Consider the following 20,772-nt stretch of genomic DNA (forward strand, 5'->3'; position numbering starts at 1 on the left):
AACTCAACAACCATCAGTTCTAGCGTTTCGACACTCCGTATAATCTGATAATCAAATGTCATATCTTGATAAAACTCACCTGACATCACTGATAAAAACAGAAAAGCCTCATCTCCCTTAAGGGTGTTAAACTCGATCGATTTTGATGCTACCTCATAGACGAAGTCATCACGGCAAACAGAAGATATTGCTTTTAAATCTCTACAACCGATGGCGGTTAAAAACTTATTTACTTTCTTTAAATTATCACTCATTGTCTTACCATAATTATCACTTCACGATTACATAAATTCCTAAAGCATAGGCTAAAAGCACTCCAATATAGAGTTTACTATCGCTTCTTTTATGTAAAACAAACGGTTTAAAAATGAAATTGATTAACTTCAAATGAGCACCCCAATTAAAAATCCGACATTAAAATAAATTACTTTATTTATCATCATACTAAACACTTAATGTTATATCGATTCCCAGCATCCCAACCAGCTTTTTGACATCATGAGTTTTACGAACAACGACATATCTATATAATAACGACAGTCGCAACATTGGAGTATGGATTACAGAAATTCAAATTTGCACTAAAACATGCACAATTGAATTTCTGTAATTCTTAGCTCTCACTAGCATAATAAGTCACACTAGTCCCACCCATAACATGACTATAAATAACAACATGAAATCAATAAGATCCACTTCGGTAATGTCAAAAGACATTTATTTAAATGATAGGAAGTATCACATTCATGACATCGGAGAAGGTGAGAATGTCGTGTTTATTTTTCATCGTGGAGAAGGGATACTTAAATTAGAAGATATAGTATCGAATATTCTAAAAAAACATCAGCGTATCATTGTGATAGATTTGACAGAGGACTTTCCAACGGATGTCTCCTCCCTTAGCTCGCAACGCTGTAAAGAGTTAATTGATGACATTCATTTACTTGCCGATGTCTATTGGTTAGATGATATATCACTAGAAAGTAACTACATTAACAAACCAATTCAAAGAGAAATAGTGATTGCTTTAGGCCCACGCTACGCACCTCAAAAAAATGATATCATCAGCGAAAAACAATCATGAAGTATATACCTATATTAATTGTCGCAATAGGATACCTAACCTACTTCTCTATATTAATAAATAAATTAGGCGCCTCCTAGATTAGGAGGCTTACGCACCCGCACTGATTAGAGTGACGCATTAAACGGTTACTTTACCCAACAGCAATAGCTTTCCCTTCAGATAAATCATCAAAAAACGTCTGAAGTACCTGATGTAAGTATTGTTGAAGTGGGTACCCTCTTCTGGTTTGTAAATACCCCCCCACAATCTGCGTGTTTTGTTGTGCGCTAGCAGGGAGTGTGAACAACTGTAAGCGATCATCCAAATCACTCATGTAGTGACCAGAAAAACAGATTGAGTCAGAACTAATGAGTTGATACACAGCAGCTTTCAGGCTGTGTGTTTTTAATATAACATTAGCTTGTTTACCTCTAGCAGAATAAAACTCTTCTAAGGCACTCTTATTATAGTTAATACCCGCCAGATACAATTGAACAACAGGGAGCTGGTAGATTTCTTCCCAATCGTTAGATTGACATAACACCGGGTGATCCTTTCTAGCAACAATACCCAAACAATGCTCATCAAGTAAGTGTGTATAGACACCTTGCGGGAATGGAAATTGACCTAATTGGATAGCATAGTCAATTTTGCCGTCAAGTATATCGACCAACGAATGTGACTGCCAATGATCGAGTTCAAACTTAGCGTTGGGTAAAGCCAACTGCAATGTTTTGAGCAGTTCAGCACCCGCAATATCTAATAAATAGGCGTACGCAACAATAGAAACTTTCCCATCAAACGTTTTAGGATCGAACTGGTAATACGATTCCATCACCTTCGCGATAGGGTTTAACATTTCATCTGCAGCTTCAGCCAACTTCTCTGCCAATTCTGAAGGTTCAACGCCATGCGCTTTACGTAAAAAAAGTTGGTCCCCAAATGTTTCTCTCAGTTTGGCTAAACCACGGCTCACGCTCGTCTGTGATATTTTTAACTGTTCTGCCGCTAGGTGAGTATTTTTCGTTTCAACGACCGCTTTTAAAAGTTTCATCAGATTTAAGTCTAAATCTCGCAGCTTATTTTTCATTCTCAACCCTCAATTTCACTCCTCTTAATATAGGATTATTTTCAACGATAGGCTAGGTATTCACACTTAACGTTGTAGAGCACATAACTGCATATGTAATTGTTTAAACGGTACTTTATGATATATCACCTTGATAAGCAGGTGACCATTGTTGTCTATTTCGGTTGATACTCAATTCAGACCAATGAAATGAGCATCAACCCGGAAGGACCTATCAGTGGGAAACTCGATACATTAATGAATAGAACACGGGTAGAACAAGTAACGTTAAGAGCGTAGCAAAGCCAAGTCCAAATATAATGGTGACCGCCATCGATTGAAAAAAGGCATCAAAGACGAGTGGAATCATTCCTAACATTGTCGTGATTGCTGCCATACATACGGGGCGAACACGGCTTACGCTGGCGTCAATGATAGCGCTGGAAAGTTCACTTCCTTCTTGCGTTTCAATGTTAATTTGCTCAACCAAAACAATGCCATTTTTCACGATCATGCCAGATAGGCTGAGTAAGCCCAGTAGCGCCGTGAATGAAAATGGAATATTCAGTAACAACAAGCCCGCAGTTACGCCAATCAAAGCTAAAGGCACGGTCAACCAAATCGCGATTGGGGCCCGTATTGTGTTAAATAACAAAACGGTAATCAAGAACATCATAAAGTAACCCGTAGGTAACGAACCCATGAGATTTGACGTTGCTTTTGCTTGGCTTTCATATTCACCTCCCCACTCAAAATGGTAACCAGGAGGAAGTTGAATCGCTTCGATATCGGAGGCAACAGCACGTCGTAACGACTCCGCCGTGTCATCACTAAATGGTGCAACATCCGCCATCACAGAAATAACACGCTTGAAATTTCGACGCACAATCAACGAATCTTCGGTCGTTAATTCAAAACTAGATACGACCTGGGTGATCGGGATATAACGTCCTTGCTCGGTGCTCCAAACCTGAATTTCTGGTAGTCGGTCAACGTCATAGCGTTCATGGTCGGGCGCTCTCAAAGTGATAGGCATAATGTGGCTACCATCTCGATACAAACCAATTTGTTCACCATTAAAATTACGCAGTAACGTGGCATCCAAGTCAGACTTGGTGATCCCTACGCGTCTCGCTGAAACGTTATCCAATTGAGGTTCAATGACGGTGGTTTGCTCTCTCCACGAATGCCTAATGGCGGTTGCCTTCGGCTCGGCATTCATGATGTCCTTTGCCTGCGAGGCCAATTGTCTAAGTACCACAGGGTCGGCCCCATAAAAGCGAGCTTCTACTTTTGCAGCAGGAGATGGCCCTAAGTCCATCAGTTTAAATTTGAAATCAATCGCTGGATAAAGCGCGTCTAATTTTGATTGCATTGTTGGCAATATCGCTCGAATGGCCGCTAAGTCCTTTGCTTCGACCATAAGCTGCCCATAACTGCTGTATGCTTTTTCTGGGGCGTAAGTGAGAATAAATCGCTGCGCGCCGCTCCCCATGACGGTGGTAATATTCACGACATCATCAAAGGATTCAACGAGTTGCTCCACGCCGCGAATTTGCTCTTCCGTTTCACGAATATCGGTCCCTTGTTGCATCCAAACATCGATATAAAATATCGGTGTATTTGAAGGTGGGAAAAAGGCTTGCTTAACCGAACCAAACCCCACGACGGCAAGACACAGCAATCCCATCGTCATCGCGACCGATACCCAGCGATAAGTTAGTGCTTTCATAAGGATCGAACGATACAACGTGAAGATAATGCCCTTATATGGGTCAGAAGACGCGCTCTCTCCTTTAGCTATCTCTTCTTTAAACATTATTTCACAAAATAATGGCGTCAGGGTGATGGCAAGGAGCCAACTTAGAATCAGCGAAATCGCCAATACTTGGAAAAGCGATCCCAGAAAGTCTCCTGTCGCATCCGCTGACAATCCGATAGGAGCAAAGGCAATAATGCCTATTAATGTTGCCCCTAATAGTGGCCACTGCGTCTGCTTAACAATGGTTTGAATCGCCTGACTTTTGTTTTGCCCTCGCTTGAGGCCAATTAACACGCCTTCGGTAATGACAATCGCGTTATCAACCAGCATACCGAGCGCAATAATCAATGCACCCAGTGAGATGATTTGAATTTCTATTGCCAACAGCTTCATCCCAATGAACGTACCGAGAATAGTAAGCAGCAAAATCATGCCCATCAGCAAGCCAGAACGAAGTCCCATTGCAAATAACAACACCACGATCACAATCAAGACCGCCTCAACCAAGCTCACCACAAAGTCAGACACCGATTCGGCAACCACCGCACCTTGGTCATAAACATTGACAAGCTCGATACCAATAGGCCGTTTAAAATCAATTTCTTGTAATTTTTCTTCGACGCGATTACTCACCTCTACAACGTTTACACCATCTGAAAACGAAACGCCTAAAGAAACCGCACGTTCTCCGTTACTTCGATACAGTGTGGTGGGTGTATCTTGGAACTGACGGCTTACGGTCGCGATATCGCCAAGTTGTATCAGTTCACTGCTTCCCGGAGGACTGAACTTAAACGCTCTTAGCGATTCAATTTCGTCGAATTCACCCGTTGTATGAATCCGAATTGACTGCCCATCAACAAGCAGCTCACCACCATTTGATACCATATTTTGATTGTGAACTAGGCGTGAGAGCCATGCAGGCTCTAGCCCTAAGGTGTTCAAATCTTGCTGAGAAATCTCGATGACAACCTGCTCTGAAACCAGCCCAGCCAGACTGACTTTCTTCACACCTTTAATCACTAGTAATTCACGTTGAAGGTATTCAGCGTAACTTTGCAGCTCACGGTAGTCGTATTCATCACTTGTGACGTTATACAAAATACCAAAGACATCGCTAAAATCGTCCACGACTCTTGACGGGACTACGCCCGGAGGTAAACGTTGTTGTACGTCACCAACCTTACGGCGCAATTCATCCCATACCTGAGGCTGCTGTTGTGCTTGCACCGTTTCCTTTAACACTACCGTAATTTGTGACAACCCCGCACTGGTAAAAGACTCAACGTCTTTTACATATTCTAATTCCGATATGGCGCGCTCTATAGGAAGTGTCACCTCTTCTTCAACTTGCAAAGCAGATGCACCGGGGTAGCTGGTATTCACTAGCGCTTGCGGAATTGGAAACGCGGGAAATTCTAACTGGCCTAAGCTGCGAAATGAAAATACGCCTCCCACCAACAAAATCAACACGACAAGCAAGCTTATGACTCTATTTTTGAGCGCGTAATTGGTTAAATTCATAAATTACAGGCCCCTTTCGCGAGTGATCGACACAACAGACATGCCGTCATAGAGCTTGTTTAAACCAGCGCTCACAATACGTGAATCTGGTTTCAATTTCGCAGAGATGACCACGCCACGCGAGGTGATTTTTTCGGTGGTCACGTCCACTGCAGAAACCTGACCAGAGTCGTATACCCAAACTTGTGTTTGTCCAGTCATGTCATTATTTAATATAGCGGTCGCGGGCACGACGTAGCGTACCGTGGAGTTTGGTTGGGCAACGATTTTACCTAAGTTAAGATGAAGGGTCGCTCCCATCCCAGGGTAGACCGTATACTCAGCATTGGGCGCCGGCATAGTGAATGTGACTTCATAGCTTTGAGTACCTTGTGTGGCCAATGTCTTGTGCTGCTTGTATGACGCAGAATAAGCATGCTCAGAGCTGTTAAATGTCACAACTGGCGAATACGTTTTGTCCATCCCAATACGATTAATTCGGCTTAAAATATGCTCAGGTAGTTGAATAGTAATATCGATATTGCGGTCATCTTGAAGTAGAGCTATCGGTTGCTGCGCTTGAACCACCTGGTGGTTTTCGATTTGTGTCGACGCTACTCTTCCAGAAAAAGGCGCGCGAATAATGGTGTCCTTTAGACGATCTTTAGCAAGGGTAAGCGCACCACTTGCGACATTAAGACGTGCTTGAGCACTATCAAAGTCGGATTGTGCGAGCAGTTGTTTCTCTCGCATTGATTTAGCTCGTTCAAATTCTCGATTTGCCAAATCAAAATCTGCCACCTTTAATTCAACGTCTGTTTTAAAATCTCGGTCATCTACGCGAGCGATTACCTGCCCCTTGCTAACTATCTGCGAAGGCTTGATATTAAATTCCACCACCTCGCCAGCCACTCTAAAGGACAATTCAACCTCCTTGGAAGCCAGTACTTGTGCAGGGAAACGACGGATCTCTTGTGAATCAAGTAACACGACTTCCGTTAAACGTACCGGTCGAGGCGTCTTCACTGTCGACGAGCTCTCTTCACTCGAACATCCGGCAAGGATTACCGAAAGACTCAATAAAATGAATGAGCGACATAGCGTTGTAACAGACATGGAAATCTCCAAAATTATAAATGGTGACAATTTTGGAGTAATACGCGTTATTAGACGATGAATTAGAGAAATTCAATTCCATCACAGTATTAATTAGACGGTGCTAACCTTCGCCACCGCCAAAAAGGTCGCTCAGTTTTGTCGACGCCAAGTGGTCGTTAACCTTTGAACGGGTACTGAAGGCATGGTGCCAATACACTGGCGACTCCAACTCCGTGCGCACCAATCGAGTTGGTTTTTGACCACTGCCTTTCACTGCCTTCTCCATTTGCGCTGAAAACAGAGATTCATATTTAAGCGAGGAATAAAGGCATCATATTAAGGACTTAATAGTACTAAGTCTTACTAGCTACTAATGGAAAATAAATGAATGCAAGGATTATTTTTGAGGTGGGAGGGTTGGCGCGCCATCACGAATGAATCAACCACAGCCGTTCTATAGTACCGACATTTTAATAACATAAAAACAAGCCTTAACATAAATTAAGGCTTGTTCAATATCATGTCGGGCTAATGCTAATTATTTATTGTAGGTACGTTGAGTTGTTTGCTTTATCGACTTCACTCAGGAATAGATCGAGCAACTCAGCGCCTTTTTCACCGTGAGTTTCACGGACGTACTTCTTCACACCTGGTTGAGTGGCTTGACGCATCGCCTCACGCTGCTCATTCGTTAATGAATTAATCTTCATTTTTTTCTTAAGGCCAGCTAAGCCGCGATCATCAGATGCTTCGATCAAACGCGATAGACCACGGTTTGCACTTAATGCAATCTCTACAGCGTCTGCAACAATTTTTTGTTCATCCGCCGTTAGACCATCATAGAAGTCTTTATTCACCATAAAGGTATATGGGGCAAAAAGGTGATTCGTTAACGTTAAGTATTGTTGTACTTCGTTAAACTTAGCGAATGAGACTGTTGGTACTGGGTTCATCTGACCGTCGATAACACCTGTCTGCAAAGATGAATATACTTCTCCCCATGATAATGGGTACGCTTCCGCCCCCAGTGACTGAATGATTTTTTGGTGCGTCGGTAAAGTCATTGTACGAATGCGCAAACCTTTAAAATCTTCCAGCGTTTCAATTGGGCGCTTTGAGTTAGTCACAGAGAAGAAACCGCCTGTATCAGGGAAGCCTAGTATTTTCACATCTTTCATTTCAGCTTCAATATCACGAGCTAGGGTTTGCCCAAACGGACCGTCGAGCACTTGATAGGTAGACGCGTTATTATCGAACGCAAAAGGCACATCCAGCACACCGATCCTTGGGTAGTAGCCCGCTAACGGTCCTACTGGTGATAACGTACCTTGTAACTGTCCATCACGAACCATTTGAATATGTTCTTTAGCATTACCCAATTGGTTGCTCGGGAAAACTTGAACCTTAATCTCCCCGTTTGTTGCCGTTTCGACGATATTTTTAAATACGCCAGTAAACGCGTGAGCTGGGTTTTCCATAATGTCAGCTTTGTTGTCATGGCCGATACGCAATACTTTCTCTGCCATGGCAAAAGGGGCAGTAACAAAACTTGCAGCAAGAGCAGCAGCGACGAGCGTTTTGGTTAGTGTTTTCATAATGACTCCATTTCTATGAACTGGTTTTGTGTAGGGGGTGTGTTGTATTAACTCTAATTTCTTTTTTATCGACGTTTGCCTACCATTGCTGTTTGGGCGTCAGCGTCTATGTTTGTTGTTCATATAGCGGAGGGGTAACAAGCTCGCAACTCCCCCGCTAGATAAATAATCCAAGGCGTTAGTAACCAAGTAATCTTGGAATAAATAAGACAATGTCAGGGAAGAACGCTATGGCAAATAACAGAACCAATTGACCAATTAAGAACGGCATTAGTTCCTTAGAGATACCTTCAATTTTTGCGCCTGTCACGGATGAGAGTACGAATAAACAAGCGCCTATTGGCGGTGTCATCAGCGAGATATTCAAAGCCAAGATGAATACGATACCAGCATGTAAAGGGTCCATGCCGATTTCTGCCGTTAGCGGCACCAAAATAGGGGCTAAAATCACCAGCATGACATTGATATCCATAATCATGCCAACCGTCAAAAGCAATGCAATGATCAGCGCCAAGATGACATTTGGGTTATCTGATAGCGCGATGAACATATCTGCGATCATTTGAGGGATTTGGTTAAAGCTCAACCACCAGCCAAGAATCGACGCCGAGCCAATTATCAGGTAGATAACCGCTGATATTTGCGACGTACGTACAATCATTTGAAATAAGGCATTAATGGTCAGGTTTCTATAAATAAACGTACCAATAACGAGTGCATATGCCACCGCGATAGACGCCGCTTCCGTTGGGGTAACAATGCCAAACACAATGCCACCCAGAATGATAAGTGGCATCAACAAGGCTAAAGCAGAATTTTTAAAGTGGTCGAGTACTTCTTTAAGCGTGGCTCGCTCGCTCATTTTTGGTAAATTTTTTCGCTTACCCATGGATGCAATGATTGCCATACACACCAAGCAGACTAATATTCCCGGTAGGATCCCTGTAGCAAATAGGCCACCTATCGACACTCCCATGAGTGAACCGTAGACCACCATTAAGCCAGATGGTGGAATGGTAGGCCCAATAATGGAACCTGCTGCGGTAACAGCACAGGCGTAGTCTTTGGTATAGCCTTGCTTGACCATCGCGGGCACCAATGTGCGCCCAAAGGCTGCAGCATCTGCTGTGGCGGAGCCCGTAATACCTGAAAAGAAAACCGATGCAACCATATTTGAATGTGCTAACCCGCCCCGAAAGTGCCCGACTAAAGCCTCAGCTAAATACACTAAACGATTTGTGATGCCTGTATGATTCATTATTTCACCCGCGAGGATGAAAAATGGCATCGCTAGAAATGGGAATATATTCAAACCATTAAATATTTTACTTGGTGCCAAAGAAGTAAAGTGTGCACCACCAACATCATACATTCCGGCTAACCCAGCAATACCGAGCGCGATTGCTATGGGAGCACCAATTAACATAAGCCCTGCAAATATGAATCCAATCATGACTGCTCTCCTTCAATGGCAACGATGTTTTGAGATAAACTCAATTTGAATGCGTACAAATCCTCTAACCAAACAAGAAAAGCTTGGAACCCTGATAGTGCAAATGTCACCGGGACCGCAGCGTAGGCATAGGACATTGGCATTGAAAATACAGTGGATAACTGACTGGCCCCTTTTTCTGCAAATGCGTAACCCAAATAGGCGATATAGCAAAAGAAAGCACACGTAATCGCACCGACAATTATTTTGATAATACGTTGCACTAAATCAGGAAAGCGTTTTGTCACAAACTCCAATCCCATATGCTCTCGACCTGCGGTACAGCATGGAACGGCCATCAAAATTGCCCATATCATGATGTAACGAGCCATTTCTTCCACCCAGACAAGCTGAAGCTTTAAAATATAACGATCAAGAACGCCCAACCAAACATCAAGAATAAGTAATGTCGTCAATATCCCGACGCACAGTTGATTGGCTTTATTCAACCGAAGCTTTGTTGTGGTAATTATATTATTGGGTAATGTCATAAGCCCTATTCCTTTCCGTTGAATACAAACCTATAGAAAGATAAATCATCGAAATAATGCGTTTCCTCATCAGGTCATTGCACTCTACCTATTAAATTTGTCAGTAAAAATGACAGCGGTCACAAAAGAATAAAAGCATGATACTTTCAAACATAAATCAAGAAGTATCAAGGTAAGCACTTGAATTTAAAGCATTTAATCGCAACAAGCCAAATTCACGCAGTCACCAGAGAGTTAGAAAGTAACAAGTCACAATTAAAATAAAAATCAAAGAGTTACAAAACCACAACAACACCAATGATAAAAAGTAACATGTTTTTATTTGTAAAATTCAATAACAAAAATTTGATGTGAAGCATGTTTTAACGCTTCAATAACAGGAGGGGGTCAGAGAAGTACTGATGAAATACCCATACCATGTCTATTACCGACATTAATCAGACGTGAGAACTAATATTAATGTTCAATGGTAGAAGCATGGCGTTAGAAACCATGCCTCATACGTTCATTCAGTAGAGATAGTGATTCAATAGAGGTCGTGAATCAATAAAGACTGTTATTCAGCAATCGTCCGTCGCCTGCATTTACTTGAATTGACCAGGCCCTATTTGAGCAGCGTCATGACTAGTAAAAGCTTGATATGGGCGTAGTCCAAAGTGAGGCATCATTGAATAAATATGGTCAAATAAATCAGCCTGAACGCCTTCATAAATAGCCCAATCAGTATTATTACAAAACGCGTAAACTTGAAGCGGAATACCTTGTGGCGTAGGCTGCAACTGGCGAACCATAATCAACATATATTGATGAATATCTTTGTTTACTCGTAAATAGGCATTAATGTAAGCACGAAATAGACCCAGGTTCGTCATCCTACGTATATTTCCTATTCCATCGGCGCCATCCAACCCATCATTGTAATCGTTAATATCACGTGACTTTTCATAAATATACTGCCGCAAAATACGAATATTTTTCATTTCTTCGATCTCATTATCTGACATAAAACGAATCGAAGTGACATCAACATTCAGCGAGCGTTCTATACGTCGCCCACCGGTATCTGACATTCCTTGCCAGTTAATAAACGCATTTTGCACTAACGCGTACGCAGGAAGCATCGTCACTGTATTATCAAAGTTGCGAACCTTAACGGTAGTCAACGAAATTTCTTCCACCGTGCCATTGGCACCATAGGCGTTCATTTGAATCCAGTCATTCAAGCTGATCATGCGATTTGCCGATAGCTGAATACCGGCAACAAACCCTAAGATCGTATCTTTGAAAACCAGCATGACGAAACCTGTTGCTACCCCCAATCCAGACAAGAATATCACTGGGGATTCGTTCGCTAGCATCGACATTGAAACCACAATGCCGACAAAGAACGTAAACAATTTAGTCAGCTGAACAAAACTCTTTATTGGCATTCGACGAGTAATACCTCTAAACGTCGCAATGTCATTGAGGACATCTAGAATAGAAAAAACAATCCAGACAATCATAAATAAAACCAAGATACCCAAAATGCGGTCAAACACACTCGCCAGCATATCGTAGTGACCCACAGCGATGGGAATCAACACGTCCAATACCATAATGGGTATCAGCAACGTTATTTTTCCCAGTAAGTCGTATTTGGTTAAACTGTCATTCAATGAGGGGTTGGTTTTTTGCAATACGTTTTTTACCGACCGTACTATTAAATGATGTATTACCAAATAAAAGATGGCCGATACGGCAAGGCTCGCCAATATAAACACTGAGGTCAACTCGATACCATATGGATCGCTATGAATACCCACCGCCGATAACTTTTGTGAAATATAATTCCGAATATGATTATCTAACACGAACCCACCCTTAGTAATGCGCACAACGTTCAACATTTAATTCTAAAAACCAGCCAATCATAACAGATACCAATAATTTACCCGATACCATTAGACCCTAGAATATAAGCCTTTATGCTTCGTTCATCTTTCGTAGGCCAATCCCAACACAGGCAACATCCATTACTTACGCTGTGACTTTGCCTTCAACTGCTCAACAATACTAGAAGGAACAACAGTACTTAGTGTATTAAAACATTGCTCAGTAGCCGCTGCTATAGCGCCTTTCTGGTCATTTCTCGCTAAGACGTCGCACTGCGCATACAAGTGCTGGGGATTACCACTTAATCGATACGCTTTATTGAGAGCCTCTCCTGCAGCCAGTACATCCACTGATTCAAGAGATAATCCGTAGACATACCAATACTGCGAATCATTACTGGCTTGCTCGGCAGCCCGTCGTAGGTATTTTCTTGCTTCGACATACTCTTTTTGTCTCAACAAAGTCAAACCCATGCTGTACGGCAAAACACTCGATTTAGGTTGCGCGACTATCCCCCGTTTTAGAGTGGCTACCGCTAGGCGTTCATCACCTTGTCCTCGATACAAATCTGCCAAGTTGACATAACTATTTTCAAAGTAAGGCTCTATGTCTATCGCCCCCAAATAGTAGTTGATCGCCTTTTCTGTCTCACCAATATCACGATATACATTGCCGAGATTGGTTCGACCAAACCCTCTATCAGAATTGAATTCTTGAATAGCAATATAGTCATTCAATGGTTTATTTAGCGTCTGTTTTTGCGCAGGGTTGAATTCACGCCAGTAACGCACAAGTGCTCCTGCGGCTTCAGCGCGTACCGATAGCACAGGATCCGCTAACAAAGGATTAAGAATTTGCCATCGGTCTACACCGTTATACCCAGATGAGCCCGCAATCGCGCCAAGTCGGATCATTTCATTTTCATGTTTGACAGCGCGACCTAGTGCGATAAGTGTGTTCTTACCACTATTACCGCTCATTCGTTCCAAAGAAGAGGCCCGAATAATGTTACTTAACGTCGCATCTTGAGCAACGTATGCCAATGCATCCGGTGCGGCTTGATGCCCTATCGTATCGGCATTAAAAGCAACAGAAAAATGCTGTTGATTCCGGTAACGTGAGGCTGGGAACCACTCCCCTATCTGCTCATCAGCCCATTGGTCCGTTTTATCATCATGGCATTGCGTGCATACATTGTGCGTCTTAGTATGCTGACTTAAATCGGCTCTTGGAACATGCCAACTATGATCTCGACGCGGGTCAACCTGCATGTAAGTGGTTTCCGGCATATGACAAGTCGTACATTGTGATGCTTCACTGTTTACTAAGTGGAAGGTGTGTTTTTCTGGCGTGTACTCTGCGGCACTGTGACACTGGCCACATACGGCTTCTTCTGGGATGGAGAGTCTGGCGCTATGGGGGTCATGGCAGTTGGTACATGTAACGCCTTTTTCTGCCATTGCAGATTGTAAGAAAGACCCATAAACATAGTCTTCGTCATAAATCTGTCCGTCTGAATAATAAAGTTCAGCAGAAATTAAACTAAGACGGTACCGGTCAAAAAACGAGCCATTTACATGATCGCCACTTTCATTCAATTGTGTCCGACGACTGTGGCACTGCGCGCACGTTTGAAGCTGATTTGTCGCCACTATCTCTTTCGGCTGTAACGTTTTACTGCCTTGCTGGTAGACCCATTCTTTTACCGGTTTGGACAGATCACGATCAAACCCAAAATGCTTCGGAATTAACGTTTCTGGTGTCTTTCCTACGAGGTTCACCAACGTTATATGTTCACTCGCCGCGCCATGGCAGGCTTCGCATCCTACATTAACCTCCGACCAACTCGTGTTGTAGGTATTCGTCGCAGGTTCATAGTTCTTTTGTAGATTGGTGGAATGACAATCGGCACACATAAAGTTCCAATTCTGTCCGGCGTTCATCCAATAGAATTCGTCTGTTGGTGTCATATCTGGGTATAAGTGGAACCAGCGTTGCCCCCCTTGCGCTTTCGCTCTTGAATCCCAAGCAAAGGGGATAAGCTGTACACGTCCATCAGCAAATTGCACCATATATTGCTGTAACGGCTCAAAGGCAAACGTATAGTGAATTTGATAGTCATGGAACTGGCCGTCGGGACCTTCAATGTTAACCCAAAACTCATCGCCCTTACGAAAAAAGCGGTTGCGCTTTCCTTGATGCTCGACTGTCTGGTCGTTAAAGTCTCCAAGTACACTCTCGTTATCGGCATGCTTCATTGCCCTATCATGATGAGAGCCCTGCCATGCCTGCGTCGCTTGTTGGTGGCACTCGGCACACGACTCACTTCCTACAAACGTTGCTTGAAGCCCTGAAGGAGCAGGCTGCTGCGCCAAAATATTGGTCGACATCAATAACAATATAAGCCCAAACGTACTGACCATAAAACGGCTATCCAACACTTTACCACCACACTTCTTCATAACCTTCCTTGTTATCTATCGCGACGCATCACAGAAGGAACAAACGTAAATTTCTTTCACTCCTACGCTGAAAGATAGGACACTTTTTCTTTACTAGACAAGTCATTAACAGATTTTTAGCTGAAATGAATAGCTGAATCAAAAAAGAGCTCTATTGAGCTCTTTCTATTCATAACACCCATCTACCCGTTATTTATTGGGCGATTCTTGTAGCTTGTCCATGACCTGATCCAAACTAAAGCTTGCCGCTTTTTGTCTAGGAGGGAATTCCTTAAAGGTTTGCAAAAACTCTCCTACGTACGCCTGAGCAGGAACAAACATATAAGCGTGGTCAAGAAGCCAATCATAATAAGTATTTGAGGTTATATCCGCCGTCTCATAAGGATCCATGCGTAAATTAAACAACTTAGGTAAACGCAGTGTCACAAACGGTTCTGCCCATATTTTCATGGTGCCTGTAGCTCGCTGCTCCATAAACACGGCTTTCCAATGGTTATAACGCAGCGCCGCGAGATCGCCATCATCAGTGAAATAGAAAATTTCAGAACGGCGACCTTTCTCTTCTTCTCCGGTTAAATATGGTAAAAAGTTATAACCATCCAAATGGACTTTAAAGGTTTTATTGCCCGCTTGGTGTCCTTTCAGTAATTTCTCTTTGATTTGGTCATCACCTGCTGCCGCTAGGAAAGTCGGCATCCAGTCCATATGATGCATAATTTCGTTGGAAACAGTACCAGCTTCAATTTTGCCCGGCCAGCGAACCATTGCAGGCACACGATACGCCCCTTCCCAGTTGGTATTTTTTTCACCACGGAACGGCGTTGCGCCAGCATCTGGCCAAGAATTCATATGAGGGCCATTATCGGTTGAGTAAAAGACGATGGTGTTGTCTTTAATGCCTAAGTCATCCACTTGCTTAAGTAACTCGCCCACTTGGCTATCGTGCTCAACCATTGCATCGGCGTAATAACTGATGCCAGTTTTACCCAAGTTGTCTTCTTTTACATGGGTTCTAAAGTGCATTCGCGTCGCATTCCACCACACAAAGAATGGTTTATCGGCTTTTACCGCACGAGCCATAAAGTCTAAAGCAACCTCTAGTGTTTCTTCATCAACCGTTTCCATACGTTTGCGGGTCAAAGGTCCCGTATCTTCAATTTTTCCATCGGCGGATGATTTAATGACCCCACGAGGACCAAACTTCTTACGAAACTCAGGATCTTTCGGGTAATCAATATTTTCTGGCTCTTCCTCAGCATTCAAATGATAAAGATTGCCGAAAAATTCATCAAATCCATGGGCCGTGGGCAAGAATTCATCTTTGTCGCCCAGATGGTTTTTCCCAAATTGCCCCGTCATGTACCCCATAGGTTTTAGTAGTTCGGCGATGGTGGCATCTTCTGCCTGAAGACCAATGTCTGCACCGGGCAGGCCAACTTTACTCAACCCTGTTCTTAACACACTTTGACCAGTAATAAACGTTGAGCGACCTGCTGTACATGACTGTTCGGCGTAGTAATCGGTAAACATCATGCCTTCTTTAGCAATGCTATCAATATTCGGCGTTTTGTAGCCCATCAAACCAAATGTATAGGCACTGACGTTCGACTGCCCAATATCATCACCCCATATTACTAGAATGTTTGGTTTGTCAGCGGCTATCGCGCTCGTCGCTCCCATCAGCGCCATGGTAAGGACAGCCAAACGACGTTTTACACCATACTTCTGTATCATAGAAACCTCTATCCGTTATTGTTATGCATCCTGCAATACAACCTATAGCTCATTTCTTATACAACCGCGAGTTATGGCATGATATACCAGCACAAATAACCATATAGCATGAGGTAACGTTTCTTATTACGTAACTTATTAACAAATATGGGTTATTACGCGCAAAATGAACCTGTTTTTTTTCCATCTTGATATAGACTTAATTGATAATTATCTAACTAATTACAAACAAAGGATTGTTTATGTCTTACATTCCAAGCGCCAAGCGTTTCGTTACTCGAGTCTCGGCCCTTTTTATACCTATTGTTATTCTTGTTGGGTGTGACACCGCCCCTCCCGCTCCAGAGGCGGTTAAACCAAGCGTAAAAGTACTCAAAGTCATTGTGAAAGAAATTACGCCAACCGAAGAGTTTGTTGGGCGTACAGAAGCCACGCAAGATATCCAAATTAAGGCAAAAATTCGTGGTAATTTACTTAAAACCAACTTTGAAGAAGGCAGTAACGTAGAAAAAGACCAACTGTTATTTGAAATTGACCCTGAGCAATACCAAGCGGCATTGAAAGCGGCGAAAGCCTTGGTTGCGCAATCTCGCGCCGCTTATGACACAGCGGTTAGAAACTTCAAGCGTGGTGAAGGGTTAATACAAGATAAGTACATTAGCCAATCCGATTACGACAATCTTTTATCGAAGAAGCTACAGACCGCCGCAGCGCTGCAAAGTGCTAACGCCGAATTAGACAACGCAAAATTAGAACTTGGCTACACCAAAATCTACGCGCCGTTTAGTGGACGAATTGGTCGTGCCGAAGTCTTTCTTGGTGACTTAATCATCCCCGATCAAACCGAGTTAGTGAATCTTGTACAGATGGAGCCAATTTGGGTCAACTTTCAGCTTCCTGAAAAAGTGCTAATTAACGCGCAACGCGCGCACAAGTCATCGACTTCAAATTATAAAATCGAAGATCTCCCCATAAAACTGCGCTTTCCAGATGGCAGCATGTTTGATGAAGTCGGCATGATTGACTTTATTGATAACCGTGTTGATGCAAGTACCGGCACGTTGGCTGTACGCGCTGAGCTTGCTAACAAAGAACATATCATCGTTCCCGGGCTTTATGTGACCGCGATTATTGAAGCACCTGCCGTTGAAGAAGTTATGCTGGTCCCTCAAAAAGCGGTGCAAGAAGATCAGCAAGGGCGATATATTCTTACCGTCGATAAAGACAGTATCGTTAAGCGCAAAAATGTTGAACTCGGAAAACGCTATGGTATTGATTGGGAAGTAGAAAAAGGTCTAGAAAAAGGTGAACTCATCATTACTGAAGGCTTACAAAAAGCCAGAATAGGCGCCGAAGTCGAGCACGAAATGGACACCGTGCAACCGTTCTCTGAAGACAAGTAGGAAGGCACCACTATGATCAGTAAGTTCTTCATACATCGCCCCAAATTTGCGTTTGTCATTTCAATCGTTTTGACTTTATCGGGTTTGCTCTCTATTCCGGTATTACCGGTCGCAGAGTTTCCTAACATTTCGCCTCCGATGGTATCAGTCACCACCTCCTACCCTGGAGCAAGCGCCGAAGTCGTCGCCGATACGGTCGCAAAAGTGATTGAAGCGGAAGTGAATGGCGTGGAAAACATGATTTACATGGAGTCCAAAGGCGCTAACGATGGCAGCTACAACTTGAGTGTGACCTTTGAAGTCGGCAGTAATGTCGATATGGCTCAGGTCAACGTGCAAAACCGGGTGCAGCAAGCCATGCCCCGACTGCCGTCCGAGGTTCAACGCAACGGTGTCAAAGTTGAGAAACAAGACCCGAACATCCTAATGATGCTAAACCTAGTCTCTCCCAACGAATCACTCGACAACCTATTTCTCAATAACTATATGGGCATCAATATTAAGGACAACCTTGCCCGCGTTAATGGCGTTTCAAAAGTCAGTATTATCGGTGGTATGGATTATTCGATGCGTATTTGGCTCAACCCTACTCGTATGGCAAGTCTAAATATCACGGTAGAAGAAGCCATTGCTGCCATTCAAGAGCAAAATATACAAGTGGCTGCTGGGCGAATTGGGGCAGCTCCAGTACCAAGGGATCAGCAGTTCCAATACACCCTTTCAACCAAAGGACGCCTGAGTCATCCAGAAGAATTTGAAGAAATCATTATTCGCTCCAATCCAGATGGTAGCGCCGTCTACCTAAAAGACGTATCAAGAATCGAGCTCGGTGCAGCAAGCTACGATGCCGAAGCCATGCTCGATAACAAAGCGTCAGCACTTTTGTTTATATACCAAGCCAGTGGTGCTAACGCGCTAGAAGTTGCCAAAGGCGTTCATGAAGAACTGTCACGATTACGAGAACAGTTTCCAGAAGATATGGACTACAAGGTTCTCTATGACACAACCCAGTTTGTCGAAACCTCCATTGATGAGATGATCGAGACTCTGCTCATCGCGGTATCGTTAGTTATCTTTGTTGTCTATATATTCTTGCAAGATATTCGGCAAACCTTGGTTCCTGCGATTGCGATTCCCGTGTCGCTCATTGGTACCTTCGCCTTCCTACTTGCAACGGGTATGAGCATAAACACAGTGTCCCTCTTCGCACTTATCCTCGCCATCGGTATTGTGGTAGATGATGCCATTGTTGTGGTCGAAAACACCACTCGCCTCATGCAGGATGAAGGGTTAAATGCTGTCGATGCAACGACAAAATCGATGCAAGAAGTGACGGGTCCAGTTGTCGCTACAACACTAGTTTTGCTTGCGGTGTTCGCTCCGACAGCGGTCATGCCGGGCATTACCGGACAAATGTATGCGCAATTTTCCATCACTATTTGTATTGCGGTTCTAATTTCCTCGGTCAACGCCCTCACGCTCAGCCCCGCATTGTGTGCCTCTTTATTACGCCCACCTAAAACTCATGAAACGGGTTTTCATGCGAAATTTAACAAGGTGTTTGATAAAGCAACCGATAAGTATACCGGCTTCGTTTCCGGCATGGTTCGTAAACTCATGTTAGTTGGGGTGGTATACGCTCTACTCATTGGAGCGACTGGGCTACTTGCCACTTCGTTACCATCGGGTTTTGTACCCACCGAAGACAAAAAAGCATTTTTCGTTGACGTACAACTACCAAACGGGGCGTCGATAAACCGAACCAAAGAAGTCATGACCAAAATGGTGGATGACCTTAACCAGATTGAAGGCGTAACGAACGTTATTTCTGCAAGTGGTTACTCCATCATTTCGGGTGCTGTCTCTTCGAATGCAGGTTTGATGGTGGTGATCCTCTCTCACTGGGATGAGCGACAAGACCCATCACTGGTTGAGTCACAGATCGTTCAGCGTGCTAATGGCGTCCTTGCTCGTTATAGTGAAGCACAAGCGGTTGGTTTCTCATTACCAGCCTTACCTGGTGTTGGTACGGTGTCAGGTGTTGAATTTTACATTCAAGATACATTGGGTCGCTCACCTGCAAGCTTAGCAAGCGTCATGCGAGCAACGTCTATTGAAGCCACAACAGAGCCAGAACTTGCCGCGGCGTTTAGTACCTACCAAGCGGATGTACCTCAGCTATTTGTTGACGTAGATCGACAAAAAGCCAAAGTTCAAGGCGTTCAACTAAGCAGTATCTTTACCACATTACAAACCATGCTTGGCTCTATGTATGTCAATGACTTTAACCGTTTCGGTAAAGTGTTTAGGGTCAACATGCAAGCTGAAACGGAATTTAGGGATTCTGAGCTTGATATCGCTCAGTTCTATATTCGCAATAAAGATGGGAATATGGTGCCACTCAATACTCTGGTGACGGTTGAACCAAAACTTGGACCCGAGTATATAAACCAATTTAACCTTTACGGCGCGGTAAAAGTAAATGCGTTCCCTGCCCCTGGTTATAGCTCTGGGCAAGCGATTGAAGCGGTAAAACGTATTGCTGATACAACCTTCCCTAACGGTTATACCTATGAATGGTCAGGACAAACTTACCAAGAACTCAAAGCGGGCAACCTCGCCCCGTTTATCTTTAGTTTGGCACTCATATTCACCTACCTATTCTTAGTGGCGCAATATGAGAGCTGGACCGTACCCGTTTCCGTTATGTTAGCTGTCCCGGTTGCCATATTAGGCGCCTTTGTGTACATCTGGATTATGGGCTCAGATATCAACCTTTACACTCAAATTGGTCTAGTACTGCTGATTGGACTTGCTTGTAAAAACGCCATTTTGATTGTGGAGTTCGCCAAGCAATTACGCGAAGGAGGCATGAGTATTACGGACGCTGCAGTGAAAGCCGCTCGATTGCGTTTTAGAGCAGTACTCATGACGGCGTTCTCGTTCATTCTTGGGGTTATCCCACTGGTTATTGCGACAGGCGCTGGCGCTGCAAGCCGTGTTTCCTTAGGTTACGCAGTAATGGGTGGCATGATTGCCGCCACTATCGTCGGTACATGTTTGGTGCCCGTTTTTTACGTCATGCTTCAATCGATGCGTGAAAAAGTAAAAGGAACCAAGCCAGACGCGCAGGCGTAATCGACTAATCGTTGCTATGTGCCCTCATCGATACACAAACGCCCCAACCTAGCGTTGGGGCTTTTAACTATCAACGTATCAACG

At 43.6% G+C, this 20,772-nt stretch carries 14 protein-coding genes; 3 read left to right on the forward strand and 11 right to left on the reverse strand.

From position 1 onward, the window contains the following. The coding region (locus tag MD535_RS10060) for a hypothetical protein (protein ID WP_265674907.1) at positions 1–254 on the reverse strand (254 nt) is incomplete at its 3' end. 449 nt (positions 255–703) lie between these two features. Here MD535_RS10060 and MD535_RS10065 point away from each other — a divergent pair. Beyond that, on the forward strand, positions 704–1,084 hold the full coding sequence (locus tag MD535_RS10065) for a hypothetical protein (protein WP_265674908.1): 381 nt from the start codon (positions 704–706) through the stop codon (positions 1,082–1,084). 133 nt (positions 1,085–1,217) lie between these two features. On the opposite strand, the gene MD535_RS10070 is transcribed toward MD535_RS10065, so the two are convergent. From MD535_RS10070 to MD535_RS10115, 10 genes are all read right to left on the reverse strand, one after another. Further along, positions 1,218–2,156 (reverse strand): LysR family transcriptional regulator, encoded by a 939-nt coding sequence (locus MD535_RS10070; protein WP_265674909.1) that lies wholly within the window; start codon positions 2,154–2,156, stop codon positions 1,218–1,220. A 214-nt stretch (positions 2,157–2,370) separates the two neighbouring features. Beyond that, positions 2,371–5,421, reverse strand: coding sequence for an efflux RND transporter permease subunit (locus MD535_RS10075; protein ID WP_265674910.1), 3,051 nt, complete (start codon positions 5,419–5,421; stop codon positions 2,371–2,373). Between the two features lie 3 nt (positions 5,422–5,424). Next, entirely contained in the window at positions 5,425–6,516 is a 1,092-nt protein-coding gene (locus MD535_RS10080; RefSeq protein ID WP_265674911.1) for an efflux RND transporter periplasmic adaptor subunit, read from the reverse strand. 103 nt (positions 6,517–6,619) lie between these two features. After that, on the reverse strand, positions 6,620–6,772 hold the full coding sequence (locus MD535_RS10085; protein WP_265674912.1) for a hypothetical protein: 153 nt from the start codon (positions 6,770–6,772) through the stop codon (positions 6,620–6,622). Positions 6,773–7,040: 268 nt separating this feature from the next. Then, a complete protein-coding gene (locus tag MD535_RS10090) occupies positions 7,041–8,093 on the reverse strand; it encodes a TRAP transporter substrate-binding protein (protein WP_265674913.1) in 1,053 nt (350 codons plus the stop codon). Positions 8,094–8,271: 178 nt separating this feature from the next. Beyond that, on the reverse strand, positions 8,272–9,546 hold the full coding sequence (locus MD535_RS10095; RefSeq protein ID WP_265674914.1) for a TRAP transporter large permease: 1,275 nt from the start codon (positions 9,544–9,546) through the stop codon (positions 8,272–8,274). Then, complete coding sequence (locus tag MD535_RS10100; protein WP_265674915.1) at positions 9,543–10,076, reverse strand: TRAP transporter small permease; 534 nt, start codon at positions 10,074–10,076, stop codon at positions 9,543–9,545. The genes MD535_RS10095 and MD535_RS10100 overlap by 4 nt, the downstream gene beginning before the upstream one ends. 584 nt (positions 10,077–10,660) lie before the next feature. Beyond that, positions 10,661–11,929 (reverse strand): mechanosensitive ion channel family protein, encoded by a 1,269-nt coding sequence (locus tag MD535_RS10105; protein ID WP_265674916.1) that lies wholly within the window; start codon positions 11,927–11,929, stop codon positions 10,661–10,663. Positions 11,930–12,091: 162 nt separating this feature from the next. Next, positions 12,092–14,341, reverse strand: a complete 2,250-nt coding sequence (locus MD535_RS10110; protein WP_265675009.1) for a multiheme c-type cytochrome — start codon at positions 14,339–14,341, stop codon at positions 12,092–12,094. Between the two features lie 261 nt (positions 14,342–14,602). Continuing rightward, positions 14,603–16,147, reverse strand: a complete 1,545-nt coding sequence (locus MD535_RS10115; RefSeq protein ID WP_265674917.1) for an arylsulfatase — start codon at positions 16,145–16,147, stop codon at positions 14,603–14,605. A 242-nt stretch (positions 16,148–16,389) separates the two neighbouring features. On the opposite strand from MD535_RS10115, the gene MD535_RS10120 reads away from it, so the two are divergent. Beyond that, a complete protein-coding gene (locus tag MD535_RS10120) occupies positions 16,390–17,550 on the forward strand; it encodes an efflux RND transporter periplasmic adaptor subunit (protein WP_265674918.1) in 1,161 nt (386 codons plus the stop codon). 12 nt (positions 17,551–17,562) lie between these two features. Further along, positions 17,563–20,688 carry an efflux RND transporter permease subunit gene (locus tag MD535_RS10125; protein ID WP_265674919.1) on the forward strand — a complete coding sequence of 1,042 codons (3,126 nt, stop codon included), beginning with the start codon at positions 17,563–17,565 and terminating at the stop codon, positions 20,686–20,688. Positions 20,689–20,772 lie beyond the last annotated feature (84 nt).

This window comes from Vibrio qingdaonensis, assembly GCF_026191675.1.
GTDB classification, from domain to species: Bacteria; Pseudomonadota; Gammaproteobacteria; order Enterobacterales; family Vibrionaceae; genus Vibrio; species Vibrio qingdaonensis.

Excerpts from the sequence above, each read along its gene's own strand:
- MD535_RS10065 (WP_265674908.1), top strand. The coding sequence starts at position 704 with ATGTCAAAAGACATTTATTTAAATGATAGGAAGTATCACATTCATGAC.
- MD535_RS10090 (WP_265674913.1), bottom strand. The coding sequence starts at position 8,093 with ATGAAAACACTAACCAAAACGCTCGTCGCTGCTGCTCTTGCTGCAAGT.
- MD535_RS10120 (WP_265674918.1), top strand. The coding sequence starts at position 16,390 with ATGTCTTACATTCCAAGCGCCAAGCGTTTCGTTACTCGAGTCTCGGCC.
- MD535_RS10070 (WP_265674909.1), bottom strand. The coding sequence starts at position 2,156 with ATGAAAAATAAGCTGCGAGATTTAGACTTAAATCTGATGAAACTTTTA.
- MD535_RS10100 (WP_265674915.1), bottom strand. The coding sequence starts at position 10,076 with ATGACATTACCCAATAATATAATTACCACAACAAAGCTTCGGTTGAAT.
- MD535_RS10110 (WP_265675009.1), bottom strand. The coding sequence starts at position 14,341 with ATGTCGACCAATATTTTGGCGCAGCAGCCTGCTCCTTCAGGGCTTCAA.
- MD535_RS10095 (WP_265674914.1), bottom strand. The coding sequence starts at position 9,546 with ATGATTGGATTCATATTTGCAGGGCTTATGTTAATTGGTGCTCCCATA.
- MD535_RS10115 (WP_265674917.1), bottom strand. The coding sequence starts at position 16,147 with ATGATACAGAAGTATGGTGTAAAACGTCGTTTGGCTGTCCTTACCATG.
- MD535_RS10075 (WP_265674910.1), bottom strand. The coding sequence starts at position 5,421 with ATGAATTTAACCAATTACGCGCTCAAAAATAGAGTCATAAGCTTGCTT.
- MD535_RS10125 (WP_265674919.1), top strand. The coding sequence starts at position 17,563 with ATGATCAGTAAGTTCTTCATACATCGCCCCAAATTTGCGTTTGTCATT.
- MD535_RS10080 (WP_265674911.1), bottom strand. The coding sequence starts at position 6,516 with ATGTCTGTTACAACGCTATGTCGCTCATTCATTTTATTGAGTCTTTCG.